Genomic DNA, 26,335 nt, shown 5'->3' with positions numbered 1-26,335 from the left:
TGTGACTCCTGACGCAGCCACAACGTTGGCGGTCAAAAGAAAAATCGCTTGTGCTCACAAAGTTTCACCCAGGGTGGCGACGCCACCCTGGGTGATTGAGCCATTGGTACGAGTGGGTTCACTTCGCTGGGGGCGCCGGCGGGGGAGCTCCACCTCCGGCATTCTTCGCTTGGTCACCCTCTTCGATGAACTTGACGGTGTCCTCGATATCCTGAGAGCGCTCCTTGGCGCGCTTCACGGCATCGGCGAACGCCGCATCTGAACCGGCCTTGGAAATGAACTGGCGATAGAGATCCGCCGCCTTCTTCAGCATGGGGATGGCGGACTTCTCCGAGCCCTTGCTCTTGTACTCCTGCGTCAGGATCGCCTCGTTGTAGTAGGTCTCAGGCCGATTGGGCTCGAGCTTCTTGGCAGCGTCGAGCTCCGCCTGAACCTTGGGGATGAGCTTGTCGGGATCCCCTGGGCGGATCTGGCCGCGCAACGCGAGAGCAAGGCCGAGATGCGCCTCGTACTCGTTCGGCTGCAGCTTCAGTGCATCCCGATACGCCTTCTCAGCCTCTTGGAAGCCGCGGAACGACAGGTTCACTGCGGCATAGTTCATGTGAGCTTCGAAGAAACGCGGGTCGAGCCGCCGCGCCGTCGCGAAGCTCTTCACCGCGCCGTTGAAGTTCTTGAGCTCCACCTGGATGAGGCCCGCGGTGTTGTGGATCGGGGCGTAGTTCGGATTCTTGCGAACCGCTTGGGAAGCCACGAGAGCTGCCAAGTCCAGCTGCTGCGAGTTGACGTCCGCACCCTTTGAGCTCGCAGCCACCAAACCACGACGACGCGACTTCTTCTTGCCCTCTTCCGCGAGAGCCTTCGCCTTGGCCTGCTCCAGGTAGTAGACGGCCAACTGGTTGAAGGCCGGCATGAAGCTGTCATCGATGGCCAGTGCACGCTGTAAGTTGCGCTGTGCCCGCTCCAGATCGTTCTTGCCGTCTTGGTCCGGAGTATCGTTGTTGCGCTCCATCTGGAGTGCGGCAACGCCGACCAACGCCTCGACGTTCTGGAACTTCGCGTCGCGGATGATTTGTTCCAACTTGCTGATGGTGCCGTCGAGGTCGTGCGACTTGTCGTAGTCGTAGAGCGCGATCTGCGCCCGCGCTCGGTGGAAGCTCTTGTCCACGCTCAGCGCCGCTTCGAACTCCTTGCGCGCTTCGGTGTCTTTGCCGCAGCGCTGGTAGGCGAGACCGGCGTTGTAGTGAGCTTCCGGCAGCTTACGGTTGGTAGCCGACTCTTGCTCCTTCGACGCATCTAGGAACTGCTGGGCGACGCTCGTACACGCGCCATCGTTCCAGTCACCCTTCCGATCGTGGCCGGCGAAGGCGTCGAGCGCTCGCTCGAAGCCTTCCGCTGCGGCCTTGCTCACCGCCATGCCAGAGCGGTCTGTCTTGCCGCTCTTGTTGACCGGCGACTTTGCCTCCGGCTTGCCGCCTCCGCACGCGACTACGCCCAACAACAAGGCCAGCGCCGCTACGCTCTTGAATCGCAACATCGGGATCCTCCTCGAAAAACCTCGAGCGCGGCCGCGGCGCGCTCGCGCCGCGGCCAACTGCCTCACTTCTTGTCTTCCTTCTTCTCTTCGGGCTTCTCGGGCGGGGGCGCCGCCTGCGTCACGAGGGGCTCGCCACCGAGCCTCAACGGGTATCCCTGTTCACGCAGAGGGTCGTTGACGCGAGTCGGCGCACCCCGGAATTCGTCGATGAGGTGGTAGTCCGCCTTGTAGTTCTCGGCCAACCACTCCTCGCAGTTACGACTGTATTGGTCCCAGTACTGGTACTTCACCGAATACCCAAGACAGGTCTCATAAGCGCCCTTCGCAACCCTCTTCTGCGGCTCGGACGCATCGTCCAAGGCGCCGTAGTAGGTAGTCCGGAGCTCGTAGTCCTTCTTGATGGCGTCCGGGATGGGTGCAGCACGGAACTCCTTCACGAAGGTGCCCCACATGTCACCCACGCGGGAGCCGGCAGCGATGACCCAGCTCGGGGGCGGAGTAGGCTGAAGATCGACGATCTTCTTGTACTCCTTCGTCGCGTCCTCGATCAGCGGCTTCTTCTTGCCGATCCAGTCCTTCACCTTGGTCTGGATGTGCTTGAGCACCGCGTCCTTCGAGCCGGGTCCCTTGTACTCTGGGAACTTGACGGCATCGACCTTCTGCTTCTTCTTCTCCGCGAAGTAGAAGAGAGCCTCACCAACCGACTCGAGAGCTCGACCGAGGCGTCGCTGCTTGGCGCTCGCGTCGCCCTCACCCTTGTCGATTTCCGCAACAGCCTTCGCGGGGTCCGCCCACAGCTTGACGACCTTTGCGTACTCGCCGTTTGCGCCACGATCACTGTTCATGTTCGCGTAGGCACGGCCCAGCAGAGTGTGTGCTTGCACTCGAACGTCCAGTGTCGCCTTGGAATCGATCTGACGCATGCTTGCTGCCAAGCGCTTGCGGGCGTTCTCCCAGTCCTTCTTCTCACCATAGTGAGCCGCAACGGCGAAGGCGATTTGAGCAACCTGGTCCGGCTTCCTCGCGCCAAAGTATCTGTTGAAGTCATTGGCGTCGTCGATGGCTTGCTTGTCCTGACCCAAGCCGAGACGCAGGACCACAGCGTCGCTGAGGGCTTGATCCGCCGACTCCCCGCACTTGCGTAGCTTCTTGCAGGTTTGGTCGACATAGCGCTCGTAGAAGTCTGCGGCGCGGTCGTACACAGCAATGGCCTGATAGTTACCGCCGATTTCATACGTGGCCTTCTGCGCCAAGTCCGACTTCTCCATCCCGTACTTCGGGTTGAGGAGAATGAGACGCGCTTGAATCGACTTCGCCAACAAGCGACCCGCCTGATACGCGCGGGCCATGTTGTAGACGATCTCGTCCGCCTTCTCGCACTGCTGAGGGTGCTCACCCTTGCCCAGCGGCTCTTCGCAGTAGGTACGCCACAGCTCCAGGTAGGAGTCGCCACCCTTGCGATAGTTCTCGAGCGCTTCGCGGTAGTTGTTCTTTTCTGCCTGTGAATCCGCGAGCTCGACGAGCTTCTGGGCCTTGAGGCGTTGGACGTCGAACTGGATTCGGGTCAGGAGCTCGCACTGCTCCTTGTTGTCCTCGAACTTGCTGCCCTTGCAGTAGAGGTCGAGGAACACCGGAACGTCCTTGGCCATGTCCTCGAAACACGCCGGCCGCGGTGGCTCGGCGCGAGAGCCCAGTACGTTCACCGACTCCAAGTACAGCTGAGCGGCGAAGATGCCCGCGTCCTTGTCAGAGTGGTTCAGGGCAACGTCGCGGAAGGCGAGGGCCGCCTCTTCCCAATGCTGCGCCTCGAAGTAGGTGCGGGCGCGGGCGTACTTGACCTCGACGTATTGCTCTTCTGCTTCCTTGTCGCCCTTGGGCGGCTGGATGTAGCAGACGTAGCGGTTGAACGCGGTGATCATGCCCTTCTGCAGGTCCGTGAAGGGCTTGGGCTTGAACTTCTCCCACTCGCCCTTCTTGGCTTCCTCACCAGCGCCCGTGGGACCCAGGCCCTTGCCCTTGCGGTCCGCCTGGCCCTTGTACATCTGGTCGTACATCTTCTGGTAGCAGAGCACCGATGCGTAGGCTGCCTCCGCCGCGTTCTCGCCCTTGGGGTCTTCTGCCACCACGGCATCGAACGCCGGACCGCACTCCTCCCAGCGCTGCTGGAAGTAGAGCAAGTCCGCCATTGCGTACTTGATCTTGTAGAGCGTGGGCCAGTCCGACTTCACGATGCGGGGGAACTTGAACTTGGCGAAGTCCTGCGCAGTGAAGCTCTCACCCACCTTCTTGTAGAGGTAGGCGGCGAGATCCATCGTCTTCTTGTCGCCGGTACCGCGAACGCCACCGGTACCCACGGCCTCGAGGTGCCAGCTCATTGCGGTCTCTGCGAGGAGCTCCGCGGTCTTGTTGGAACACTCGAGCTTCTTGTCCGCCGGAACCCCGCTCTTGATGAACTCGTTCCGAACCGCGAGCTGCTGATCCAGCTCCTTCTTGATCGCATCCTTGTCAGACGATTTCACGGCCTGAACGGCCTGGGTGATCTGCGCCTGGTAGTGACAGGTGCGTGGCCCCTTGTCCCGGCTCATCAGGTCTTTGTAGAGCGTGATGGCTTCGGGATAGTGCCCAGTGTCCATGTACGCGTAGCCAAGCTCATTGAGCATGTCGATGGTCTTGGCCTGCTCGCCGCCCTTGTCGCCGGACAGGGGCTTGAAGAAGTTGTAAGCACGCTCTGGAGCGCCAGCCGCGGCATAAACCGGGATCATGTCGCGTCGAGCGCTCTTGGCGAGTTGCTTCGCGTTCGGAAGGTTGGAGTACTGATCGCCGTACTCGACCACCTTCTTGAACTCGTTCATCGCGTTCGGATAGTCACCCTTGTTCCAGTGGACGTACGCGAGCTTGTAGCGCGCGTAGCCGTACACCTTGTTGTCCGGCGGCGGGTACTTGGTCACTTCCTTGTACGCGGAAGCCGCCAGGTCCCACTTGCTGGGATCGCCCTGGGCTTCTTGGAAGAAGAGCTCTCCGAAGGCCAGGTACGCGTTCGGAATGTAAGGCGACTTGGGCGCCTTCTGGATCAGCTCGTAGTAGACCTTGCGCGCGTTCTTGAGGTCGCCTGCCTGTTCGTACTCGTACGCGAGGTAGTAGAGCACCTCGTCGATCTTCGAGTAGTTCGGGTAGGCGTTCTTCATCAGCGTGTAGTAGGCAATCGCCTTCTTGCGCGCCGCTGCGACGATCTTCTTGGCCTGAGTCGCATCCCGCCGCGCCTTGCTGGCAGCCGACGGGTTCTTCTTCTTCATGTCCTGAGCGCGAATGTCCGCCGCCGTCTTGTCACGCAGGGCGGCGCTCTCGAGCTCGACGTACCCTTCCGCCAGACGTCGGATCAGCTGCGGGCGATCGGGCGACTTCTTCGGGGTGCGCTTGAACAAGCGCTCGAGGCCCTGGATCTCCGTGATGAGCAGGGCGCGAGCACGTGCCTTGAGACGTGTCTTGCGCGTATCGCGCTGACCCGCCGCCATCTCCTCGGTCGGGTTGTGCGGCTTCGTTTCGCTCTCTTTCTTCCGCTCGCGAGGAGGAGGAGCGCTCTTGAAGGCTGCGCCGCGCTTCTGCTTGATCACGAACTTGCTGGGGCCACCAGGGCACTCCTGCAGGTTCTTCTTTGCTTCCGGGCCCACGCACGCGTTGGACAGGTCGCCATGACCGTCCGACGCCGCACGAGCAACCGTCGGAGCACCGACGAGCAGCCCGAGGAGGACCGCGAGGATGGGATAAGCTCTGGTGGCGTTCATCGTTGTCACCTCCCGCATGCGGACTCGACCACCTGACGGTAGAAGCCGAGCTCGTCGCGCCAGTACTCGCCATCGAAGGGCCACAAGACGTGCTCTTCATCGGGCTTGACGACGCCGTAAATCTTCGACTCGGCCTTGCTCACCTGGCCCTTGGAGATCTTCTCGTCCAACAGGTTTCTTTGCGCGGCCGTGATGTCGATGAGGATCTTCTCACCGTTGCGCAGATGCTCGTTCAGCTCGTCCACGTTGCGCTGGTAGCGCTGAAGGGCCAGCTCGCCGGCTTGGCGAATGGCGAGGTCCCTGGCCAGCTTGAGGGAATCCTCGACCTGCTGACCGAGAGAGGAGCCGCGGAAAGAAGGCGGCGCCTTCTTGAAGCGGCCCATTTCGTCGTCCAAGACGCGGACGTACTCGATATTCCTCAGCAACTGGCGGTCACTGAGGGCGTTCTCGACGATGGGCCGGATCTTGGGATCCAGCTGGGCTTTTCCTTCTCGCACCTCGAGTAGAAACTTGAAGAAGGGCTCTTCTTGGTTCGCACCCTTGAAGCGCTTCAGGATTTTCTCGAGCTCGTCCTTGATCGGCACGTACTTCTTGTTGAACCGCGCCACGACGATGGTCGCCGCGTCGTAGTTGCAGTTGGCGAAGTAGATCACCGCCTTGAGCACGTCCGCTTCTGGATAGAAGGCGTTCGGGAAGTAGGGCGACTGGAGCGTGTGGATGTTGCCAAGCGCGTGTGGATAGTCGCCGGCCATGAAGTACGCCCAGGACTGCTCGAACAAGGCATCGAGCCAGTACTCGCTCGCCACGTCGATTTGGTTCCAGTACTTGACGGCAGCCGACAGTTTCTTCTCGTCTACCGAGGGTGCGTTCGTCTCCGGGTCCAACCGAATGGAGGCGGAGTAGTACGTGCGCGCCATGGAGAGGTAGGCGAGGTCACGCATGCGAGCTTCGTCTTCCACGCCTTCGACGCCTTCCTCCAAAGACTTCTCGATGCGTTGGAACGCCTCGACGGCGGGCACCGACTTTCGGAGTTGGACGTAGCTGATGCCAGTGAAGAACTGCGCCTTCACGTAGTACTCGCTGCGACGATCCACCTTCTGGAACAGGCGGATGGCCTCTTCGTACTGGCGGTTGCGGTACTTGTAGCGGCCGAGCATGTAGTTGAGCTGCCAGTACAAATCCCGCTGCTGATCGTTGTCGAAGCGGGCGACCTGCTCGTCCGAGTACTTGCCGACGCGCTCCACGATGTCCGCGGGCTCCGGCAGCTGCGTGGCGAGCTTGGCCAGCCACAGCAACGTCTCCTTGAATTTGAGGTGGTTCTTGTTGTCCGCGATCACGCTGAAGATCGCGTAGCTCGCTTGGTAGAACTTCAACCGATAGAGCGAGATCGCGAGGTAGTACTGCGCGAGCTGCTTGTTGCCGGCGTCGTCGCCCGTCTCACCGTTGGTGACTCGATGCAGCGCCTGAGCAGCTTCCGCCCAACGCTCTCGATCGAAGAGCTTCTTGGCTGCGGCAGCCTCTTCCGTCATCTGCCCCGCAACGACGGGGCCCTGCTCGGCTGGTGAGTCTTCGTCGAGGTCGATATCGACACCCTCTCCGCCGGCTTTCTTGTCGCCGCCCGCTTTCTTGTCGCCACCGCCCTTTCCGGCTCCCTTGGCAGCACCTTTGGCACCACCTTTCTTGGGCGCTTTGCCGCCCTTCTTGGGTGGCTGCTTGGCGGCCTCTTCATCGAGATCGATGACCTCCTGCGCATGGGCATAGCGCGGGAGCACGACGCCGCTGGTGGCGGCAGCCAGGATGCAGACTGCGACTAGGCGCTTTCGCAACATGGATCCTCTTCTTCAAAAATTAGAGTTCAGGCGCAGACCGGGACGACGCGGCGACCGCTCCGGCTCTCCCACTCAGCTCCGACAGTCCCGAAAAAACTTCAATGAGAATCGATAGATACCACCGCGGCCGAGGCGATGTTAGATATCCGCAACGAGCGTTGTCAAGCGGCACCGACGCCAACTTGCGTAGAGCTCTCGCGCGGTTCCGCGCTGCTGTGAATTTTCGAATGCCACCGGATGGGTCTCTGAACACCGCGATGCACCTCTAAACAGAGGCGCGATGCAACGCTTACCAGATTCGAGCGTGCGAAGGGAGCCATCGCGCGCGCAACGTGACGTCGGAGTTCTTTTTCGCCGTGCCACCGTCGCCACGACGCGCCCTGTTTCGGACACCCAACCCCGCATGATCCCTGGGTCAAATTCTAGCGTTGACGCATCTCGTTTCGCTCGACTACGTTTGCGCCTGGTCGGCAGCACGTCCTCCACTTCAGGTGACAGCAAGCGATGACTCGTAGGATTCCGAGCACTCTGTCCATCCTCGCTTTTCTCGGGCTCGTGGCTGGCGGTTGCCAGTCCACTGGCGTGGGCGACCCCTGCATCCCCGAGGACGAGTACCAGCAAACGTTCCCCGGTTACGCCGTTGACGAGGTCAACGTGGAGAGCCGCTCGTTCCAGTGCGAGACGCGCGTGTGTCTGGTGAACCACTTTCAGGGGCGCGTCAGTTGTCCGTACGGTCAAACCGGGACAGATGCTCTGGGCGCCGACGGTAAGGCCGACACTGGTGACGAGCTTGCCGGCGTGGATGGGAAGCGCTGTCGGATTCCTGGCACCACCGGTGCCGATCCGAGTGACACGATCGACACCGAGGTGAAGCCGCAACTGGCGAAGCGGCAGACCGACAAGGCAGTCTATTGCTCCTGTCGCTGCAAGAACGCCCAAGGCAACACCGATGACGGCGCGCGCTACTGCGACTGCCCCAGTGGGTTCTCCTGCGAAAAGCTGCTCGACGACCTCGGCCTCGGCAGCTCCCAGCTCGCCGGCTATTACTGCATCCGCGACAACACCAAGTACGACCCCACCACCACCGGCGGGGACCAGTGCATCGCGGGCTCCGCGGAAGGCTCCCCGAGCTACTGCGGAAACAACGGCGTCAACCCGTAGCGCCGAACGCGCGGCAGTCGCCCGCAGCGCGGAAGAGGCGGTCGTCGCCTTTCTCCGTGGTCGTGGCTATTGGATCGTAGCGACCAATCTTCGCATTGGGCGTCTCGAGATCGACATCGTCGCCCGCGACGGCCCCACCATCATGGTGGTCGAGGTGCGTACGCGCGGCGACGGCGCCTGGACGAGCGGTCTCGGCAGCATCGGCTACCGCAAACGCAAGCTGATTCGGCGAGCCGGCGAGCGCTTGTGGCAGCGACGCTACAAGAACGACGCCAGCGCGCTCCGCTTGAGATTCGACGCTGCCAGCGTGCGTTTCGTAAATGGGCGCGCGGAAGTCGAGTACGTCCCGGCGGCCTTTTGAATCAAGCGTCGAGCGCGTCCTGCATCTCGGCGCGGAGCTCCTTCAGGCTCTCGAGCCCTGCGGATCCTTCTTCGAGCTTCTCCATCGCAGCGTCGAGGAGCGCAATCTCGTGCTCTTGTCGTTGACGCAGGCTGCGCACCGTCAGATCGAAAGCCTCGAAGAAGTCGACGAGCTCGTCACCCTTCCGGAGCTTGCCAGGGATCTTCAACTTCCCCTCGCCGAGCTCTCGGATCTGGCGCTTCATCTTGAAGATCGGTCCCGCGACCCGATGAGTCACGATGATGCCGGCGAAACCGATCCCCACCACCAACAGGCCCAGCACCGAGAAAAGCGTGACGAACATGGTGTGCTGACGGGCTGTCAGATCCACGGACTGCTGCTTGAGCAACGAGGCCTGCTCTTCGAGGGCCTTTTGCTGCTTCTTCAGTCGCTCGTCTTGCTTGGATGCGTCACTCTTGAACGCGTCCAGAAGTGCAGGGTTGTCGCTGTAGACCGGGTCCTTGACGATGTTCATCTGGACCACGGCGCTCACCTTCTGGCTCTCCGACACGACCTCGCGACCGAGGGACACCACCTGTTCCCCCTGGTTCACTGCCTCGTGACTCTGAGCAATGACGGCGCGACTGGTACGCCACAGCACCAAGCCCAGGGCCGCGCTCAGCACCACGGCGATGGCGACGAGATAGCCCGTGTATTTGAGCTGGAAGCGCTGATCGAGAAGGTAGTTGCGCAGGCGTCTCTGGTGACGCCCGCCCGCCGCTGCCGGCGCCGCGCTCGCTTCTGCCATGGGATAACTCCTACGCGGCCTTTCCGCCCTGCCTGAAGTCCATGAGTGTCTCGAGCCTAGCGTACGGCGGGGCAGGCGGGCGGAGCAAGATCGGGGCCGAAAAGGCCCGATTCATTGGATGCGCTCCACGTTCTTGGAGAACTTCTCCATCGCGCGTTCCGCTGCCATCACGATCAGGTCGTTTTCCGCCGACGTGTCTTTCGAGGCCACGTCCTGCTGGGTGAGCTTGACCGGAACGGAGCCTTTGAGGGCCTTACCGGGGTAGGTGAAGATCGCCACCTCGAAGCGAATGGTGAGGTTGCCACCACCGTATTCGGGCTTCTGCACTTTCGGCGACAGGTAGAACGCCTTCGCTCGGCTGTACTTCTTCAGGAGCTTCTTGGCTTCGCTCGTCGTCTCGCTCTTGGGGGCCACCGCGTAGCCCGACATGGAAGCGGCCGCCTTGGACATCGCCGTGCGGACCAGCTTGTCCACCTCTCCCGCGGATCGCCCCGTCTTGTCCGACGTCTTCGCAATCGCGATGTAGACGTCGGTGCTGCCGCTGATGGCAGGGCCCTCGCTTCCGCCACCCTCCAAACGCGCGAGCGCTTTCTTGATGGTGCTCTTCACCGAGCTGGAGGTTTCGTCCGATAAGCGCTTCTCCAGGCAGGTCTTGCCACCGAGCCGCAGCTTGCCGAGCGCCGCCGCCGACGCCGCTCTCACCGTGGTGCTGGAGTCCTCCAAAGCCGAGCACAGCGGGTTGATCGCGCGCTTGCTCTTGGACGCACCCAAGGCGAGCGCTGCTTGCGTTCGCACGCGGAAGTCGTCGCTCGAGCGCAGCCGTTTGATGAGGGCACTGATCTTGTCCTCCGCGAACGCATTGGTCGAGAAGAGCACGACGGCGGCGAGGACCGCAGCCCACACGCTGACCCAGCGGCGAGACATCCGACTCGACACTATCACGACCTTTCGCTCATCCGTGCTCGGCGCGCAGCGCGCCTCGATTATGTGTGACGGCAGATCGATGGGATTGCTTCAGCCCCAGATGAAATTGGCCATGCTGGGCAACCCCCGGCGCTATGCTCCCCGTCGTGCCCCGCACCGCACCCACATTTGGCTCCGCCGTGCGATGGGGTGGTCTCGGACTGCTGAGCCTCGGCCTGCTGCTCGGGCCGAATTCGGCTCGAGCGGCTCCCAAGCTGCGAGTGCGCGGGGAATCTTCCCTGTCGGCACGTGTGATCCCGCGCACCACCGGCACCGAAGTCCGCGGCGTGCTGAAGGACGACTCCGGTCGCCCCATCGGGCAGGCCCATGTCCGCGCGACGCTTCGGGCGGCGGCCGGGGCGCGCTCGCTTCCCCCACCCCAGGCCTGCCAAACCACCGAGCGGCGCCAACTCCACGCCTCCGCCGACGAAGTCGTGGTGGACACCGACGGAGCCGGCAGCTTCTGTTTCTTGCTGCCCGAGCCCGGTCTGACGGGGAAGCTCCAAGTCCATTTCGAAGGTGACCCGCTGTACGGCCGGAGCGAAGTCGAGCTGGACATCGATGGCTCCCGCCGGAGTCTCAGCCTGCGCTTCTCTCCCGAGCCGAGAGTCCTGTCCTTGGATCGTGCGGAGCAGTCCGTATGCGTGGAGACACGCGTAGAGCCGCCGTTGGACTCGAGCGACGAGGTCACCCCAATCCAGCTGCAGCTGACGATGGTGGAACGAGGCGGCTCGAGCCACGTGCTGACTCGGAGCACCATCACCCCTGGAGAGCGAGCAGAGCTGCGGGTGAAAGCGACGGACCTCGGCGCCCCAGGGCCGGCGACCTTGAGCGTTCAGTTCACCGGAACCCACGCGCTGCAGCCGGCGGAGGCGCGAGCGTCGATTCAGCGCACGGTGCGGGTCGTGCTTTCACTCGCTGGACCCGTGACGGCGGACTCGGACGGCGCGACGCTGAACGTTGCGGCGGGCTCTACTCTGGGCGCCGTGCCGGGCGGGGCCATCGAGATCGTCGCGGGAGAAAGCTCGCTGGGCACTGCGCCAGTGACGGAAGGCGCCGCGCGTTGGACCGGATTGATCGAAGCGCCACGAAGAAGCGAGGTGAGTGTCGGGGTTCGCTATCTCCCGGACGCGCCGTGGTATCTGCCGGGCGAGCCGCTCGCCGTCGCCGTACCCGTCACCCCACCGAGCCCGTGGCGTGCGCTGCCGTGGGTCATCGCCGTCATGGTGGTGACGGCGTGGGTGATCCGAGGCTGGCTGCGGCCCGGGCGGAGACAAGCACGAATGGGGAGCGAGGCGCCCCCCCCGTCCGGCCGTCCTTCGCTGGAGGTCATCGCCGCCGGACCTGCTCGCTCGGGCTGGCGAGGCCGCGTGGCGGACGCACACGATGGCAACCCCATCCCCGAAGCCCGAATTACGATCCGGGTACCATCTTTTGGCGGAGATGGAATTGCCGCCTCGGTGACGACGGATCGCACGGGACGATTCGAGCTTGGCCATGTGGACTCCGTGGAAGGTGCCCAGCTGGAGGTTTGGGCGCGCTGGCACGCAACCTTGGTGCGTCCTTTGCCCCCAGCTGGCGAGATGGGGATCGCCTTGATTTCCAGGCGCCGGGCGCTTCTGGCTCGTCTCGTAGACTGGGCGAAGGAAATGGGTCCGCCCTGGAGTGGGCGCGACGAACCAACCCCAGGACACGTAAGACGGGTGGCAGGACGGCGCCATGCGGCGGAGGTGCAGGGCTGGGCCAAGGGCGTGGAAGCTGCGGCCTATGGTCCGGAGCCACTCGACGAGCAAAGGGAGCGTGAAGTCGACCAACAGGAGCCGCCTCGCGTCAAGAACATCGAGCCTGATCGCCATGACCCTGCACGCAGACGTTGACGTGACAAAGGCCCGCTTCCTATAGTCCGCCGACAGCGCGGCTCCACATGGATCTCGTCATCTACGTAGTGCTTGGGATTGCAGCTTTGGCTGCGATCTACTTCTTGTTCTTGCGCAAGGGCGGGGCAGAGCCCCAGCAGATCGAAGCGCCTCGTCAGAAGGAGCTCGCGCGCAAGGAGCCTCAGAAGAAGGAAACCAAGGCGGAGCCCAAGCGCGAAGCGGCGAAGCCCGAAGAGAAGAAGACGCAGCCGTCGGAAGCACCCGCGGCCGCCACCGAGGAAGAAGAAATCCCGGTCGAAGAAGAGGAGCCGGAAGAACCGGCGCGCCCTTCCCTGACCCACACGCGCGACGTGCAGAGCCTGCGTCGCGGCCTCGCGAAGTCGCGGGGCGACGAAGGCTTCTTTGGCAAGCTGCGGGCGCTGTTCACCGGCAACAAAGAGATCAGCGCGGAGATCGCCGAGGACATAGAGGAGGTGCTGCTGTCCTCCGACGTGGGCGTGCAGACGACGGAGACCATTCTCGCTCGGCTGCGCGAGTCCCTGGCCCAGGGCGATCGAGTGGACTCCTCCAAGGTGTGGGAGGCGCTTCGGGCGGAGGCCCGAGAGATCCTCGATGTGGACGGCAAAGCGGGTGCTTTTCCGCTGACGGCGAAGCCTACCGTGGTGCTGATGGTAGGAGTGAACGGCGCGGGCAAGACGACGACGATCGGCAAGCTCGCCACCAAGCTCGAAGCTCAAGGTCACAAGTGCGTCCTCGCAGCCGGCGACACATTCCGCGCCGCTGCCGTCCAACAGCTCATCGTTTGGGGTGAGCGTGTCGGATGCGAAGTGGTTCGAGGAAAGGACGGCGCCGATCCGGGGAGCGTGGTGTTCGACGCCATCAAGAAGGCGGAAGAAGTCGGCGCCGACGTAGTGCTCGCTGATACCGCCGGGCGTCTTCACACGAAGACGAACCTGATGACGGAGATGACCAAGATTGCCAAGACCGCGAACAAGGCCATGGACGGCGCGCCGCACGAGATCCTGCTCGTGATTGACGCCACCAACGGTCAGAATGCGCTGGCACAGGCAAAGGAATTCAAGGAGGCGCTGCCCCTCACCGGCTTGGTGCTCACCAAGCTCGATGGGACGGCAAAGGGAGGAGTGGTGCTCGGCATCAGCGACACCCTCGAGTTACCCGTGCGTTTCATTGGACTGGGCGAACGCCCCGACGACTTGCACGACTTTTCGCCGAGCGAGTTCGTAGAGGCACTATTGGGCAAGGAGAGCGAGGCGAGTGCTGCTTGATTGAGCGGTCCCAGCGAAAGGCCGCATTTTGGTTGTTGATCGTAAAAAAGTGCGCGTGATATAGTCGCCCGGCACTCGCGCTTAACGGATTTCGCTAATAGTTTCAGGCAGTTGCAGTTCTCGTAGTAGCGGTTTCGTTGTAGCGGTCGTTGTAGAGGAAACGTCGAGAGGCATCGATGAAGAACACGCGCATCGGGCTCTTCGTTGCGGCTGCGCTCTGTGTGCTCCCGGTTAACGCCTGGGGCCAGAAGAAGGCAGCTGACAAGGAGGCCCCCGCGGAAGGCGCCGAAGGAGAGGGAGCTGCTGGCGAAGGCGGTGACGCTGCCGCGGCAGGCGAAGGCGCTGAAGGCGCCGCAGGCGAAGGTGAAGGTGGCGAGGAGGTCCCGGGCGGTGAACTGCCCGAAGAGCTCCCCGGTGGAGAAGGTCTGGGCGACATCTGCCAGATCGATCCGGCCGCCTGCCCGAAGCTGGACATGAACAAGGAGGCTGCCAAACCGCTGAAAGAGCAAATCTACGCGGTGCAGCAGCTCTTTGCTCTGCGCGTCCGACGCTTCGAGGTGAACCCATACTGGTCGGTCACCCTGAACGACCAGTTCGTGAGTCACCCCGCTCCTGGTCTGGCGTTGAATTATTACATCACCAACGTCTTGGCGATTGGTGCGAACTTCAACTACTACCGGCCATTCAACGTCGATAGCGAGTTCAACGCTCAGGTGCGCCGCGCGGCGCGCGTGGGCGTACCGCTGACGGAGTATGACTGGGGCGCCGCGTTGAACTTCACGTACGTGCCCGCGTACGGCAAGTTCGCCGGATTCGGCGACTTCATCTTCCACTACGACGCGTACGTGGTGGGCGGTGTTGGCGCCATCAGCACCCGACCCATTCCGGTCATCGACCCCGACAACCGGAACTTCGATTTCGAGCCGAAGATCGCGTTCAACGCCGGCCTGGGCCTTCGAATCTTCTTCAATCGCTGGTTCGCCGCGATTCTCGAGGTCCGCGACTACGTGTTCAACGACAAGCTCGAGAACACGGAGACGGGCGTCACCCTCCAGGAGCAGCAGGATTCGGGCACGTGGTACGGCGATAGCAAGCTCACCAACAACGTGCAGGCGCAGCTCGGCGTCTCGATCTTCCTGCCGTTCTCCTTCGAGTACAGGTTGCCGAAGTGATGGGCCAGGGGCGAGGTCAGGTAGTCATGGGAGCGACCACGATGAAGAGAACGGCAACCACCCGGCGGCTGCTCTGCACGTTCGCCGCCGGCTTGGCGCTGCTTGCCGCGACGGAAAAGAACGCGGAGGCGCAGGAGATCTTGCTGACGGGCCCCCTCGCGGGCGCGCCAGCAGTGCGAAAGCTGCGCCTCTACCGCGAGAAGCGCATCGAGATTGCGCCCCTCGCGAGCTTCACTCTGCTCGACGAGTATCAGCGCGAGATCCTGTTCGGCGCGAGGCTGAACTACAACATCACGGATTGGCTCGCGATCGGCGCGTACGGCGCGTACGGCGCCGTCAAGATCCCCACCAGCCTGTCCGACAAGATCCAAGGGGTGAACGAGAATCGGCGTAGGAATCCGAACTATCGGACGACGACGGACGGACGGCTCACCGCAGTCAACATGGGCCCGGACTTCACCAAGCAGCTGGGCAGCATGGACTGGATCGTCGCGCCGCAGCTCACCGGCGTTCCGTTCCGCGGCAAGCTCGCTCTGTTCCAGAGCATCTACGTCGACACGGATCTGTACTTCTTCGCGGGCCCGGCATTCATTGGCGTCAGCGAGCGCAAGGACTGCGAGGTCAAGGCGGGAGATCCGAACTCGGGCTGCACCACGGATCAGTCGTTCGACCGAGGGAGTCGCGTCGCGATAGCGCCCACCTTCGGTCTCGGGTTCACCTTCTACGTGAACAAGTGGAACGCGATCGGGTTCGAGTGGCGCGGCCTGCCCTTCGCCTGGAACACCGGCGGCATCGACACCAAGGGTGGCGGTAAGGACGGCGAGTTCCCGGACGACAAGATCAGTGCGGACGACCGTCAGTTCCACTTCAACCAGCTGCTCACCATCAGCTACAACTTCTACTTCCCGCGGGACTACCGCGTCAGCGAATAGTCTTCCGAAGGGAACCTCGAACGGCCCGGGGCGTCTTCGCCACCGGGCCGTCGTGTTTTGTTGTCGCCGCAGGTTTGTTGGTCCGCCGCGGAACCTCGCGTCTCGCTCGCCCAGGACAAACGCGGCACGGCCCGTAACCCTCGCCACGGGCCGTGTGTGGCCCCTCCCCCAGCGCAGACTCAGCCGCGCCGCACCTTGCCGCCGCTGAGCGCGTAGCCATCGGGCAGCGCCTCGGTGCAGGCCTCGCGCAGATTCTCGGGCACTTCCCAGTCGCGATCCAGGAGACCCTGAGCGATGCGATTTCGCACCCGCAGAGACTCCTCCTCCGCCAGCGCGCTGACCAACGCCGGCACGCTGGTTTCGTCGTTCATCGCGAACACGGTGGTGACCGCAGCGAAGCGCACAGGCTCACTGGCGTCCGTCATGAACGGCTCGACCGCGATGCGTACGTCCTCCGAGGGGTACTCCTCCAGGAGGTTGATGAGCTGAACCTTGGGCTCGGCGTTCCGCACGTACTCGGTGTCGAACAGATCCAGGACGCCCAGTAGCTCTTCCACGTAGCCCTGGTCGGGCACCAAGTCCCGTAGGGTCTTCAAAGGCCAGGTGAGGCTCTCTGCCTTCTTGCAGTACTCGCGGATGGGACCGATGGCGTCCGAGCCCGCGGAGCGGATGCCCCGGGACGCGGCCTCCTTCTCTTCCTGGTCCGTGATGGAGGGCTCCATGGTCCAGTCGAACCGCTTCAACAGCGCACGCGAGCTGTCCGCGGTGCCGATCCGGCCGAGCTCCTCGATGGCCTCTTGCCGGTCGTAGTTCTGACTCATCTTGGTGGAGACCAGCTTGGCCATGCGGGCGATTTCTCGCTCGCTCACCTTCTTGCCGCCGCCTTCGCCCTTGCTGGCCTTGCCCTTGGAGAAAAAGTCGAACAGACCCATCTTCCCGCGTCTCGCCTCGTGTTTTCTGCGGCCCCGCGCCGCGCGCGCGGAGCTTATCACCAACGTCCGGGGCGGCGGCAATGGCCGCACCGGGACGGCTCATACCACTACTGCGGCATGTCGGCAGTAGGAACGCCCGCGGGTCCGGGACGAAGGCGGCGTTTCAGCTGTGAGTACGCTCCGCGTCAGTGCTTGCTGCGCCCAGGCTCACGGGCGCTCGAGATGGCTTGAAAGGGCCGCGCAGGCGAGCGAGGGACGTCCGGGTGGGCTCGCGCCGCACCGACATCCTCATGAAAATGGTGCTGATGGGAGCTTCAGGGGAGCGGGACGGCCACCAGCGTGATGGCGCCGTTCTGGAGCTCCACGCGGTAGCGCACGGCGGATCCTGTACGCTGCAGGGCCTGCTGCTCGTTCTGACGGATGTGCGCGACGAAGGCGGTCTCGGTGATGTGATCCACCGGGTCGCCAATCTGGCGCTTGGCGGCGATGTACTCGTTGAACAGCCGCTGGTAGTAGCTCTCCGCCGGCTCGTTGGCGAGGGCGCTGGCCTGCTCGGGCGGCGGCGACGCAGCGGGCGAGGACACCGCGATGTCCTCGAAAGCCGCAGCGCCTGCGGGAATGCTGGGGCGGCCTTCGTCGTCCGTCGTGTCCTCCGGTACGCCCATCAGCTGATTGAGCAGCGAGTTGATGCGGAACACGAGGCCACCGAGATCCGGGTGCTCGATCTGGAAACGCAGATCCGTGCGGCCATTGATGATGGCGAGCAGGCCGTCTTCCAACTCCGAAACCGGACGCGAGAAGTAGTTGCCGAGGAGCACGCCGGTGACGATGACCAGCATCACGCCGAGAGCCGTGACGCCGAACACCGGCCACAGCAGCGAGCCCAAGCTCCCCACGAGGGAGGCGGGAACCGCGGCGGTGAGCACGGCGCGCTTGTCGTCACCGTAGCCGACGAGGGGCCCGACACCGAACACGTTGCCGGCTTGGACCGAATCCGCCGCAGCGACGTTGGCGGTGGACAGGGCCACCTGCGCCGCAGACTTCAACATGTCGGAACCCGCGGCTTCCACCACACCGGGGCCTGCCTCTCCGCTGCTGGCGACCAGCTCCACGCTCTGGCCGGAGACGACACTGAGCGCCAGGAAATGGCCGCTGGTGAGCTCGCTGGTGCGGGACAAGCGGTCGTCGTTGAGGGGGGTGCCCACCACCAGCGCGCCGATGATCTCGCCGCCTTCGCCGCGGACCGGCGCGTAGCTCGCGAGCAGCTGCTCTTGACGCGTGCGGTTGAGCCACACGTCACTCATGGTGTTCCCGGTTTCCAGCGCCTTGGCTAGAGACGGGTACGCTTCGGCGATCTTGTCGCCCCGCATGAGCGCGGAGCCATTGCGCCCCAGGGCCACACCCTGCTTGTCGACGAAGAGCACCAGGGCCGGCGCCATCTTCGCGAAAGAGGGTTCGGCGACCGCGGCATCCCGGATCTTGTTCGCTTGAACCGTAGCGGCTTCACTGCGGGCCTCGGGGGTTCCCGGCGAATAGACCCCGCGGACGGCGTCCGTGTTGGTCCGCTCGTCCATCCAGCGTTCGAGACGCAGGGCGTCCAGCGCCAGCTGGGCCGAGGCGGCGCGCAAGGCCTGGGCCACCTCCGTCTTGCGCTCCGAGGGGTTGCTCACGACATCGTTCAGCGAGGTCGCCAGGAGCACGTAGGTCAAGACCCCCACCACCATCACGATGAGGGCATTGAAGACGATGATCTTCCACCGCATTTTCTGGACCCCTTCGAATCACTCGCTGCCGGCGGCACCGGAAATTCGGATACCGTCTATGGCCCCCACGGGACGCGGCGCGAGGGTATCATTCGACCCGTCCCCGCGAAAAGCCCATGCACGCCCTGGCCCTCTTCGATGATCCGCTCTTCTCCGAGCACCGGCCGGATGGGCCCCATCCGGAGTGCCCTGAGCGGCTGGATGCCGCCCGCGCGGGCTTATTGAAGTCCGAGCCCCACGGACTGCCTCGGCTGCGGCTCTCAGCCCGAGACGCCTCGGACGACGAGCTGGGGCGGGTCCACGACGAGCGCTACCTCGTGAGCCTCGGCCAAGCGGCCGGCAAGCATGGCTACTTGGATCCCGACACCTACTTCGGGCCCCAATCCGTGGCGGCGGCGCGGCGGGCCGCGGGCGCAGCGGCGCAGATGGTCGAAGCACTGCTCGACGAGCAGGCGGGCTTCGGCCTGGCTCTGCTCCGCCCCCCGGGTCACCACGCACGACCCGACCGCGCCATGGGGTTCTGCCTGCTCAACAACGTGGCGGTTGCAGCGGCCCATGCGCGCGCCCGTGGCGCCGAGCGAGTGCTGATCGTCGACTGGGACGTGCACCACGGCAACGGAACGCAGGAGATGTTCTACGCGGACCCGAACGTGCTGTTCGTATCCTTGCACCAGTTTCCGTTCTATCCCGGCACCGGCACCGCCGACGAAGTTGGAGAGGGCGAAGGACGCGGCTTCACCGTGAACGTCCCGCTGTCTGCCGGAGCGGATGACGCCGTCTACGCGGCCGCCTTCGATCGGGTCGTGCTGCCCGTCGCCGCACAGTTCGATCCCGATCTGGTGCTGGTGAGCGCCGGCTTCGACGCCCACGAGCGCGATCCTCTCGCCAGCATGGCGCTCACGGAACAGGGCTACGAGCACATGGCGGCTTCCCTCGCCCACGCCCTGCCTCGCGGCGCGGAAGGTCGCCTCGGCCTGGTCCTCGAGGGTGGCTACGATCTCAGCGCCCTGGGCGCTTCGCTGGCGGCCACCGTGTGCGCGCTGGACGACAGCCTGGCCCACGCCGCCCCCGCGAAGCGCGACCTGTCCGCTCAGCACGAGGCAGATCTCGCCCGGGTGATGGCCGTACAGTCCACGTACTGGAAGCTTTGATCAGTGCAGCAGCGCGCGGACGCCCAACATGGGCGACAGCACGTGGTGCGTGTCGTCCGGGTTGTCCCCGTGGCTCAGCACCAACGACGAGTACATCAAGCGCCCTAGCACGCCGATGCTCCACTGCTCGCCAACCCAGAAGTCGTAGCCCGCGGCACCGGCAAGGGTGTAGCCCTCCGGCTCGTCCGAGCTCGATGACTGTCCCTGGTCGTCTTCGAAGGAGATCTGCGAGTAGCCGATGAAGGCCTGCAAGTGAAAGCCGCCGGTTTCGTCGGGGTAGAAGTCGACGAAGGGACCAAAGGTCGCCAGGCTCATGCTCTTCAGCGTGTTGCCTTTGACGGCTTGGCCATCGGCTTCCACGTTGGGATCCGTCACGCCCACACCCATCAAACCGCCGCCGATCACCAACCCGGGCGCGGGCGTGCCGCCCATCAATAGCTCGATACCGACGGCGCCCTTGTCGATCTTGAGCTCCGGCCCCGATCCCTGGTCGACGGTGTTCTTGAAGTAGCCGAAGCCGAGACCGAACCCGAGGTAGAAGCCATCGTGGCGATGGACGGTGTCGTCGGGCGGCGGCGGCGGCGGAGGCGACTGAGGAGGGTAGTAGTACCCGGGCTGACCGTACGCGGGCGGCGGGTAGCCGTAGCCGGGCTGGGGCGGGCCGTAGGCGGGCGGCGGGCCGTAGGCGGGTGGCGGGCCGTAGGCGGGCGGCGGGCCGTAGGCAGGGGGAGCGGGAGCCGGTTGTGGCGTCGGGGCTGGGGTTTGTGGGGCAGGATTGGGTTCTGCCGGCGCGGAAGCCTCCGGGGGCGCTGCAGGGGGCGCCTCGGGCTCAGGCGCTGGCGCTGGCTGGGCCCCCGCCGCGACCCCCCACGAAAAGACCAGCACACCCAACGGCCAACGCTTCGTCACCGTTGGATCGTACCGGCCGAAAGCCCGCCTGCCTATGCCGAATCCATTGCAGGACAGCCCGCAGTGATTTAGTAAATGCTCCCTCTTCGGTCCGCCGGAGAGCGTCACCGGACGTTCGGTGGGTGTAGCTCAGTGGTAGAGCACTGGATTGTGGCTCCAGGTGTCGCGGGTTCAATTCCCGTCACTCACCCCGAAACTCTCGCGGCAGCCCGCAGCTGATCGCGTTATAGACGCGACAGAATGAGCGTCGAATCCAAGTCCATCGACACCCTCGCCATTCACGCTGGGCAGGAGCCGGATCCGGTCCACGCCGCGGTGATGCAGCCCATCGTGCTGTCGAGCACGTTTGCCCAACCGGAGCCCGGCAAGCCGCTGCGCTACGAATACTCCCGCAGCGGCAATCCGACGCGCGAGGCCCTCGAGCGCTGCCTGGCGGCTCTCGAAGGGGGCAGCCACGGCTTCGCCTTCGCGAGCGGGAGCGCGGCCACGCTCACGCTGCTCAACACGCTGCGCCCCGGGGATCGACTGATCAGCGGGGACGACGTGTATGGCGGCACCTTCCGCCTGTTCGACAAGGTGCTGAAGCCGATGGGCGTGGAGCCGACGTTCGTGGACATGCGCGACCCCGAGCGCGTGAAGGCGGCGATGGACGAGCGCACCCGGCTGATCTGGATGGAGACGCCGACCAATCCGCTGCTCAAGGTGTTCGACATCCGCGCGATTGCCGACATCGCCGAGCAACACCGCGTGCCGCTGGTGGTCGACAACACCTTCGCGTCCCCCGTGTTGCAGTCTCCGCTGTCGCTGGGCGCCACGGTGGTGATGCACTCCACCACCAAGTACATCAACGGCCACTCCGACGTGGTGGGCGGCGCGCTGGTGACCGCCGACGCCGAGCTGGCGGAGCGAATCCAGTTCCTGCAGAACGCCATCGGCGCAGTGCCGAGCCCGATGGACTGCTACCTCGTCCTGCGCGGCATCAAGACGCTTCCCGTGCGTATGCGCCAACACGTCAAGAGCGCGAGCGACTTGGCCCGTCGCCTGAGCGAGCATCCTCGAGTGAAGACGGTCCACTACCCAGGGCTCGAGTCCCACCCCGACCACGCTCTCGCCGCCCGTCAGATGCGGGGGCCCGGCGGCATGATCAGCCTCGACCTGGAGGGGGGCCTCTCGGAGAGCCGAGCGTTCTTGAGCGCCCTTCGGGTGTTCGCCCTGGCGGAGAGCCTCGGCGGCGTGGAGTCCCTCGCCGAGCACCCGGCCATCATGACGCACGCCTCCATTCCCCCGGAGGCCCGGGAGGCCCTGGGGATCTCCGACGGTTTCGTCCGCCTCAGTGTCGGCCTCGAGGACGTGGAGGACCTGTGGCAGGACCTCGACCAGGCCCTGGCCAAGGCGCGGATTTGATCGACTACCCCGGACTGCGCTAAATAATTGCTGCGATCTTTCATCGAGAGGGACCAACAGATGGCACTCAAGAGCTTATTGATGGGCGCGGCGGCGGTGGCGGCGATTTCGACCGTGAGCTGCAGTGACCCGGTGCCGCCGCCCTCCCAGGGTGGTGCCTACGTCGAGATCAATGCAGCGCCCGCCGGCGTGACGCCCGCCGGTCGGAAGTGCAGCATCCAAGGCCACTCCGCCCAGATCGGCAATCCGCCGCCCAGCGGCTCCAGCCCCGGCAAGCGCGTGGTGGATGGCGAAGGCGGCGCCAGCGTGTCCTGCCGCGTGGCCAAGAGCGGCAGCGGATACAAGTTCAATGGAACCGCGCAGCACAACAAGGTCACCTTCTACGTGAACGGCGAGGTGACCAGCGGCGCGGGCACCGCCAAGGTCACCACCTACGACCCCACGAGCTTGGCCACCCTGGGCAACCCCAGCGACACGCCCTGCGAGGTCACCGTGACGGAACCCCTGCAGGTGGCGAGCGGGCGCATCTGGGCCGCGTTCAAGTGCCCCGCCTTCGTGGACATCAGCCAACCCGACGGCCCGCTGTTCTGCGAGGCAGAAGCAGGCTGGTTCGTGTTCGAGAACTGCGACGAGTAGCGGACTACTCTTCCGGGCTCGGAGCGGAGGGCGGCGGCGCGTCGTCCTCCGCTTCTTTCTTTGTGCCCGGTTCGGTGGAGGCCTCCGCAAACACCTCCGCCGGCTCCGTCTTGGCGTCCGGGAGCTCCGTGGAAGCCAGCGTGGTGACGGACGGCCCTTCCTCGATGCGGACCACGACGGCCGTGATGTTGTCTTCCCCGCCGTGCTCGTTGGCCAGTGCCACGAGCAGGCGACAGGCTTCGTGCAAATCGTCCGTGGCGCGGGAGATCTCGAGGATCTCTTCGTCGCCGATCATGCCGCTCAAGCCGTCTGAGCAGAGCACGTAGAGGTCTCCCTCCTCGGCTTCGTCGCTCTGCAGGTCTACGGTCACGTGGTCCTGCATACCGAGGGCGCGGGTGATCACGTTCTTCGGCAGCTCGCTGCGCTGCTCTTCCGTGAGCTCCGGCATGGCCAAGAGGTAGTCGTTGACCAGTGAGTGGTCCCGAGTCAGCTGTGCGATCTTGCCCTTGCGCACCCGGTACGCGCGGCTGTCACCCACGTGCCCAATGAACATCTTCTTCTTCGATGGGCTGAACAGGGCGCCGACGATGGTGGTCCCCATTCCGTGACATTCTCGCGAACGCAGACTGCGCTCGATGATCTGACGGTTGGCGATGCGAATGCCGGTGAGGAGTCGGTTCTCCTCCTCCGACAGCCGCGCATCGAAATGGAAGGGCCAGGTCACGTCGTCCGCCGCGGTCGCCCGGAAGAACTCCACCATCGCGTCCGTCGCCAGGCGGCTGGCCACGTCGCCCGCCCGGTGCCCACCCATGCCATCGGCGACGACGTACAGCTCCTGGTCGTTCAGGATGGCGAAGCTGTCTTCGTTGTGATCGCGTTGCAGGCCGACGTCACTTATGCCGGCTGCCACTGCGCGCAATCGAGACGCCATCAATTCACCATCCATGCAGCTCGGCAGTGCCTGTGAAACAGGCAGAAATGCTCGCCTCCGGCCGGCCCCCTGTCAAGGCGGCACTCAAACGGCGAGGATCTCCTTCTCTTTGGACTGGATGATGTGGTCGATGTCGGTCCCCGCTTCGTGGACGATTTCCTCGGCCTTCTTCTTGGCACGCTCCACGTCGTCTTCACTGGCGTCCCCCTCCTCCTTCATGGTGCTCAGCATGTCGAGCGCGTCGTGGCGTGCCTTGCGGATGGCGACCTTGCATTCCTCGCCGTGCTTCTTGGCGACTTTGACCAGGTCCTTCCGCCGCTCCTCGCTGAGCGCCGGGATCGGGACTCGGAGCATCTCGCCGTCCGCCTGGGGGTTGAGCCCGAGATCGCTCTCCCGGATCGCCTTTTCCACGACCTGGAGCTGGGACTTGTCCCAGGGTTTGACCGTCAGCATGCGGGGCTCCGGCACCGCGACGGTCGCCATTTGGGAGATTGGGGTGCTCTGACCGTAGTAGTCCACTCGCACCGAATCGAGCATGCCCGCATGGGCCCGGCCCGTGCGCAGCTTCCCCAACTCCCGCTTCAGTGCCTCTCGGGCCTTCTGCGTGGCGTCTTGGAGCTCGCTCAGCACGTCCTCGATCATCGTGTCCTCCGTCGGGCCGATATAACACCCGCGGAAACGAACGGCGAGCCCGGTATTTTCCCTTTCCCAGCCCTCGACAGGGGGGCGCCTCGGAGGGATAACCGGCGGTCTGATGCGACCGATCCGGATTTCGCTCGCCTTGTCGTTCTGCGTCCTGCTTTTTGGCGCCTGCAAGCAGGAGGAATCCCCTCCTCCAGCGACCCCCGTGCCTACGGCCTACCCGATGCCTCCGGCGCCCGGACCGACGGCCGGGCCGGCCCCTACGGCGCCCGCGCCGGCCCCCACCGCACCGGCCCCCGCGCCCACGCCTGCTCCGACGAGTCCCCCCGCCAGCGGCCCGACGCCCGTGGCCGGCCTGCCCTGCGCCTACGACACGGACCTGCAGTGCCCCTTCGGTCGCTGCATCAACGGCCGCTGCGGCGGCTGCCAGAGCGGCGCTGACTGCAAGTCCGGGGCGGCCTGCCTGTCGACCCCCGTGGGCATGGCGTGCATGCCGAGCGGTGCCCCGCCCTCGACGCCGGCCCCCACCGCCACCACGCCTCCAACCCCCGCGCCCACTGCCACCACGCCGCCGGCACCCTCCGACCCCTTCGCCGCCGCTCGCGCCCGCTGCCTCGATCGCATCAACGCCTATCGTGGGAGCGCGGGAGTCGCGCCGCTGTCCAGCAATGCGGGCAAGCTCGCCTGCGTGGACGGCCAAGCCCAGAAGGACGCCCTGGCCCAAACCGCACACGGCGCCTTCGGCCAGTGCTCGGAGGCGGCGCAGAACGAGTGCCCGGGCTGGAGCGGCACGCCGGAATCCGTCGTCGACTCCTGCCTCGACATGATGTTCAAGGAGGGTCCCGGCTCGGGCTCTGCGCACGGCCATTACACCAACATGATGGAGCCCTCCTATCGCACGGTGGCCTGCGGCTTCTACGTCACCTCGAGCGGCGCCGTCTGGATCACCCAGGACTTCTATCGCTGAGGTGCTAAACCCCATGATGCTTCGGCGGAGCGGCACTGCATTGATCTTGCTGCTCGCGAGCGCGCGTTGCGCCACGAGCGAGGACGACCCCGTTCGCAAGGTGCCCGGCGGCTACGTGGATGCGACCGCGGAAGGCAGCGGCGCCACGGGCGGCAGCGCCGGCACGGGGGGAGGCGCCGGCAGCGGCGGCGCCGCAGGGAGCGAGGACGCCGGCGCCGACGCCTCGGAAGACGCTCCTGTCGATGCTCCCATCGACGCACCGGTCGATGCCCTCGCCGACGTCGTCGTCGACGTCACACCGGACGCGAGCCCACCCGGAACGCTGTTGCTCATCAGCCGAAACACCACGAGCGTGACGCTGGGCGCGTGGGATGGCTCGAGCTGGTCCACGAGCCCCCTCAGCTTGGCGACGTCGAGCGCGCCCGCGCTGGTGAGCGGCAGCTTTGGCGCCCTCGGCGTGCTGCGGGCCAACGCTCAAGACGAGCTCACCTACGTCAGCTGGAGCGCGGGCACCTGGAGCTCCGCCGCGCCGGTGGGTACCGCGGGCTGGACCCTCGGCACACCCGCGCTGGCCAGCGCCACGAGCGCGTACCTCGCGTTCATCGGCACGGACTTCAAGTTCTACAGCACCACGTACGCGACCAGCTCCTGGACGACCTTCGCGCCCGTCACCGTGGGCGCCAATCCGAGCTTCGGTCCCGCCGCGCCGGCGCTCGCCGCGCGCGCGAGCGAACGCTGCCTGGTCTTCGAAGGCTCCGATGGCGATCTGTACTCCCAGTCCTGGACCAGCGGCGGCTTCCAAGCCGCGTACGGCCACGGCCTGTCCACCCACGTGCTCGGCGGCGTCACCCCCGCCATCGTGGCGCGCGACGGCAGCAACAGCTGGGTCGTGGTCTACGCCCAGATGGGCGGTGCGTTGATGTGGACGCAGGGCAACCAGACCGCGTGGTCCGCCCCCGCGGCCGTCGCCAGTGGCGCGAGCAGCACCTCACCCGTCGCGCTGCTCGCGCTCCCCGGCGGCGACGTGCTGCTCGCCTACCGCGGCTCCGACGACAAGCTGCACTCGAGCCGTCTGTCCGGCAGCAGCTGGAGCGCGCCGGAATCCCCCTACCCCACGACGACCACCACCGCGTCGCCATCTCTGGCCCTCGGCATCGGCAGCTTCTCCGCGCACGTGGCCCTGATCTCGGGCGGCGGCGTTCTGGTCGGCTCTCTCAGCGGCTCGGCTTGGGGCCCCACCACGCCGGTGGTCTCCAATCAGCAACAAGCCGTGGCCATCGCCCGCGTCGCCCCCTGATCGTTTGATTGTTGGTCCG

20 protein-coding genes and 1 tRNA gene are annotated in these 26,335 nt (G+C 64.9%); 11 read left to right on the top strand and 10 right to left on the bottom strand.

What is annotated here, in order from left to right; translation table 11 throughout:
• Positions 1–118: 118 nt before the first annotated feature.
• The 3 genes from H6717_06770 to H6717_06760 form a co-directional block, all read right to left on the bottom strand.
• Complete coding sequence (locus H6717_06770; protein MCB9576714.1) at positions 119–1,534, bottom strand: hypothetical protein; 1,416 nt, start codon at positions 1,532–1,534, stop codon at positions 119–121.
• Positions 1,535–1,596: 62 nt separating this feature from the next.
• Positions 1,597–5,316, bottom strand: a complete 3,720-nt coding sequence (locus H6717_06765; GenBank protein ID MCB9576713.1) for a tetratricopeptide repeat protein — start codon at positions 5,314–5,316, stop codon at positions 1,597–1,599.
• 5 nt (positions 5,317–5,321) lie between these two features.
• Complete coding sequence (locus H6717_06760; protein ID MCB9576712.1) at positions 5,322–7,145, bottom strand: hypothetical protein; 1,824 nt, start codon at positions 7,143–7,145, stop codon at positions 5,322–5,324.
• A gap of 979 nt (positions 7,146–8,124) precedes the next feature.
• On the opposite strand from H6717_06760, the gene H6717_06755 reads away from it, so the two are divergent.
• A complete protein-coding gene (locus tag H6717_06755) occupies positions 8,125–8,667 on the top strand; it encodes a YraN family protein (GenBank protein MCB9576711.1) in 543 nt (180 codons plus the stop codon).
• A 1-nt stretch (position 8,668) separates the two neighbouring features.
• On the opposite strand, the gene H6717_06750 is transcribed toward H6717_06755, so the two are convergent.
• On the bottom strand, positions 8,669–9,454 hold the full coding sequence (locus H6717_06750; GenBank protein MCB9576710.1) for a HAMP domain-containing protein: 786 nt from the start codon (positions 9,452–9,454) through the stop codon (positions 8,669–8,671).
• Positions 9,455–9,565: 111 nt separating this feature from the next.
• The gene (locus H6717_06745; protein MCB9576709.1) at positions 9,566–10,378 is read right to left on the bottom strand and encodes a HEAT repeat domain-containing protein; all 813 of its coding nucleotides are present in this window, start codon (positions 10,376–10,378) and stop codon (positions 9,566–9,568) included.
• A gap of 146 nt (positions 10,379–10,524) precedes the next feature.
• On the opposite strand from H6717_06745, the gene H6717_06740 reads away from it, so the two are divergent.
• From H6717_06740 to H6717_06725, 4 genes are all read left to right on the top strand, one after another.
• On the top strand, positions 10,525–12,294 hold the full coding sequence (locus H6717_06740; protein ID MCB9576708.1) for a carboxypeptidase regulatory-like domain-containing protein: 1,770 nt from the start codon (positions 10,525–10,527) through the stop codon (positions 12,292–12,294).
• A 47-nt stretch (positions 12,295–12,341) separates the two neighbouring features.
• Entirely contained in the window at positions 12,342–13,580 is a 1,239-nt protein-coding gene (ftsY, locus tag H6717_06735) for a signal recognition particle-docking protein FtsY (GenBank protein MCB9576707.1), read from the top strand.
• 176 nt (positions 13,581–13,756) lie between these two features.
• Positions 13,757–14,752, top strand: coding sequence for an outer membrane beta-barrel domain-containing protein (locus H6717_06730; protein MCB9576706.1), 996 nt, complete (start codon positions 13,757–13,759; stop codon positions 14,750–14,752).
• A gap of 98 nt (positions 14,753–14,850) precedes the next feature.
• Entirely contained in the window at positions 14,851–15,684 is an 834-nt protein-coding gene (locus tag H6717_06725; protein MCB9576705.1) for a hypothetical protein, read from the top strand.
• Between the two features lie 179 nt (positions 15,685–15,863).
• On the opposite strand, the gene H6717_06720 is transcribed toward H6717_06725, so the two are convergent.
• Together H6717_06720 and H6717_06715 are read right to left on the bottom strand one after the other, a co-directional pair.
• Positions 15,864–16,616 carry a HEAT repeat domain-containing protein gene (locus H6717_06720; protein ID MCB9576704.1) on the bottom strand — a complete coding sequence of 251 codons (753 nt, stop codon included), beginning with the start codon at positions 16,614–16,616 and terminating at the stop codon, positions 15,864–15,866.
• Positions 16,617–16,930: 314 nt separating this feature from the next.
• The gene (locus tag H6717_06715; GenBank protein MCB9576703.1) at positions 16,931–18,379 is read right to left on the bottom strand and encodes a hypothetical protein; all 1,449 of its coding nucleotides are present in this window, start codon (positions 18,377–18,379) and stop codon (positions 16,931–16,933) included.
• Positions 18,380–18,495: 116 nt separating this feature from the next.
• Between H6717_06715 and H6717_06710 the strand changes: the two genes are divergently transcribed.
• Positions 18,496–19,530 carry a histone deacetylase gene (locus H6717_06710; GenBank protein MCB9576702.1) on the top strand — a complete coding sequence of 345 codons (1,035 nt, stop codon included), beginning with the start codon at positions 18,496–18,498 and terminating at the stop codon, positions 19,528–19,530.
• Here the strand turns inward: H6717_06710 and H6717_06705 are convergent, their stop codons facing one another.
• Positions 19,531–20,439, bottom strand: a complete 909-nt coding sequence (locus H6717_06705; GenBank protein ID MCB9576701.1) for an autotransporter domain-containing protein — start codon at positions 20,437–20,439, stop codon at positions 19,531–19,533.
• Between the two features lie 118 nt (positions 20,440–20,557).
• On the opposite strand from H6717_06705, the gene H6717_06700 reads away from it, so the two are divergent.
• From H6717_06700 to H6717_06690, 3 genes are all read left to right on the top strand, one after another.
• Positions 20,558–20,629: transfer RNA gene (locus H6717_06700), tRNA-His, on the top strand.
• A gap of 50 nt (positions 20,630–20,679) precedes the next feature.
• On the top strand, positions 20,680–21,843 hold the full coding sequence (locus H6717_06695) for a cystathionine gamma-synthase (GenBank protein MCB9576700.1): 1,164 nt from the start codon (positions 20,680–20,682) through the stop codon (positions 21,841–21,843).
• Between the two features lie 60 nt (positions 21,844–21,903).
• Positions 21,904–22,479: a hypothetical protein gene (locus H6717_06690; protein ID MCB9576699.1), complete on the top strand. Its 576-nt coding sequence runs from the start codon at positions 21,904–21,906 to the stop codon at positions 22,477–22,479.
• 4 nt (positions 22,480–22,483) lie between these two features.
• On the opposite strand, the gene H6717_06685 is transcribed toward H6717_06690, so the two are convergent.
• Together H6717_06685 and frr are read right to left on the bottom strand one after the other, a co-directional pair.
• A complete protein-coding gene (locus H6717_06685; GenBank protein MCB9576698.1) occupies positions 22,484–23,398 on the bottom strand; it encodes a Stp1/IreP family PP2C-type Ser/Thr phosphatase in 915 nt (304 codons plus the stop codon).
• A gap of 96 nt (positions 23,399–23,494) precedes the next feature.
• Complete coding sequence (gene frr, locus H6717_06680; protein ID MCB9576697.1) at positions 23,495–24,052, bottom strand: ribosome recycling factor; 558 nt, start codon at positions 24,050–24,052, stop codon at positions 23,495–23,497.
• A 346-nt stretch (positions 24,053–24,398) separates the two neighbouring features.
• Between frr and H6717_06675 the strand changes: the two genes are divergently transcribed.
• Positions 24,399–25,019 (top strand): CAP domain-containing protein, encoded by a 621-nt coding sequence (locus H6717_06675; GenBank protein ID MCB9576696.1) that lies wholly within the window; start codon positions 24,399–24,401, stop codon positions 25,017–25,019.
• 13 nt (positions 25,020–25,032) lie between these two features.
• Positions 25,033–26,316 carry a hypothetical protein gene (locus H6717_06670; GenBank protein ID MCB9576695.1) on the top strand — a complete coding sequence of 428 codons (1,284 nt, stop codon included), beginning with the start codon at positions 25,033–25,035 and terminating at the stop codon, positions 26,314–26,316.
• The last annotated feature ends 19 nt before the right edge of the window (positions 26,317–26,335 follow it).

The organism is Polyangiaceae bacterium (assembly GCA_020633235.1).
Classification (GTDB): domain Bacteria; phylum Myxococcota_A; class Polyangia; order Polyangiales; family Polyangiaceae; genus JACKEA01.
The sequence above is the reverse complement of the archived record's forward strand: the minus strand, read 5'-3'. Positions and strand labels throughout refer to the sequence as shown.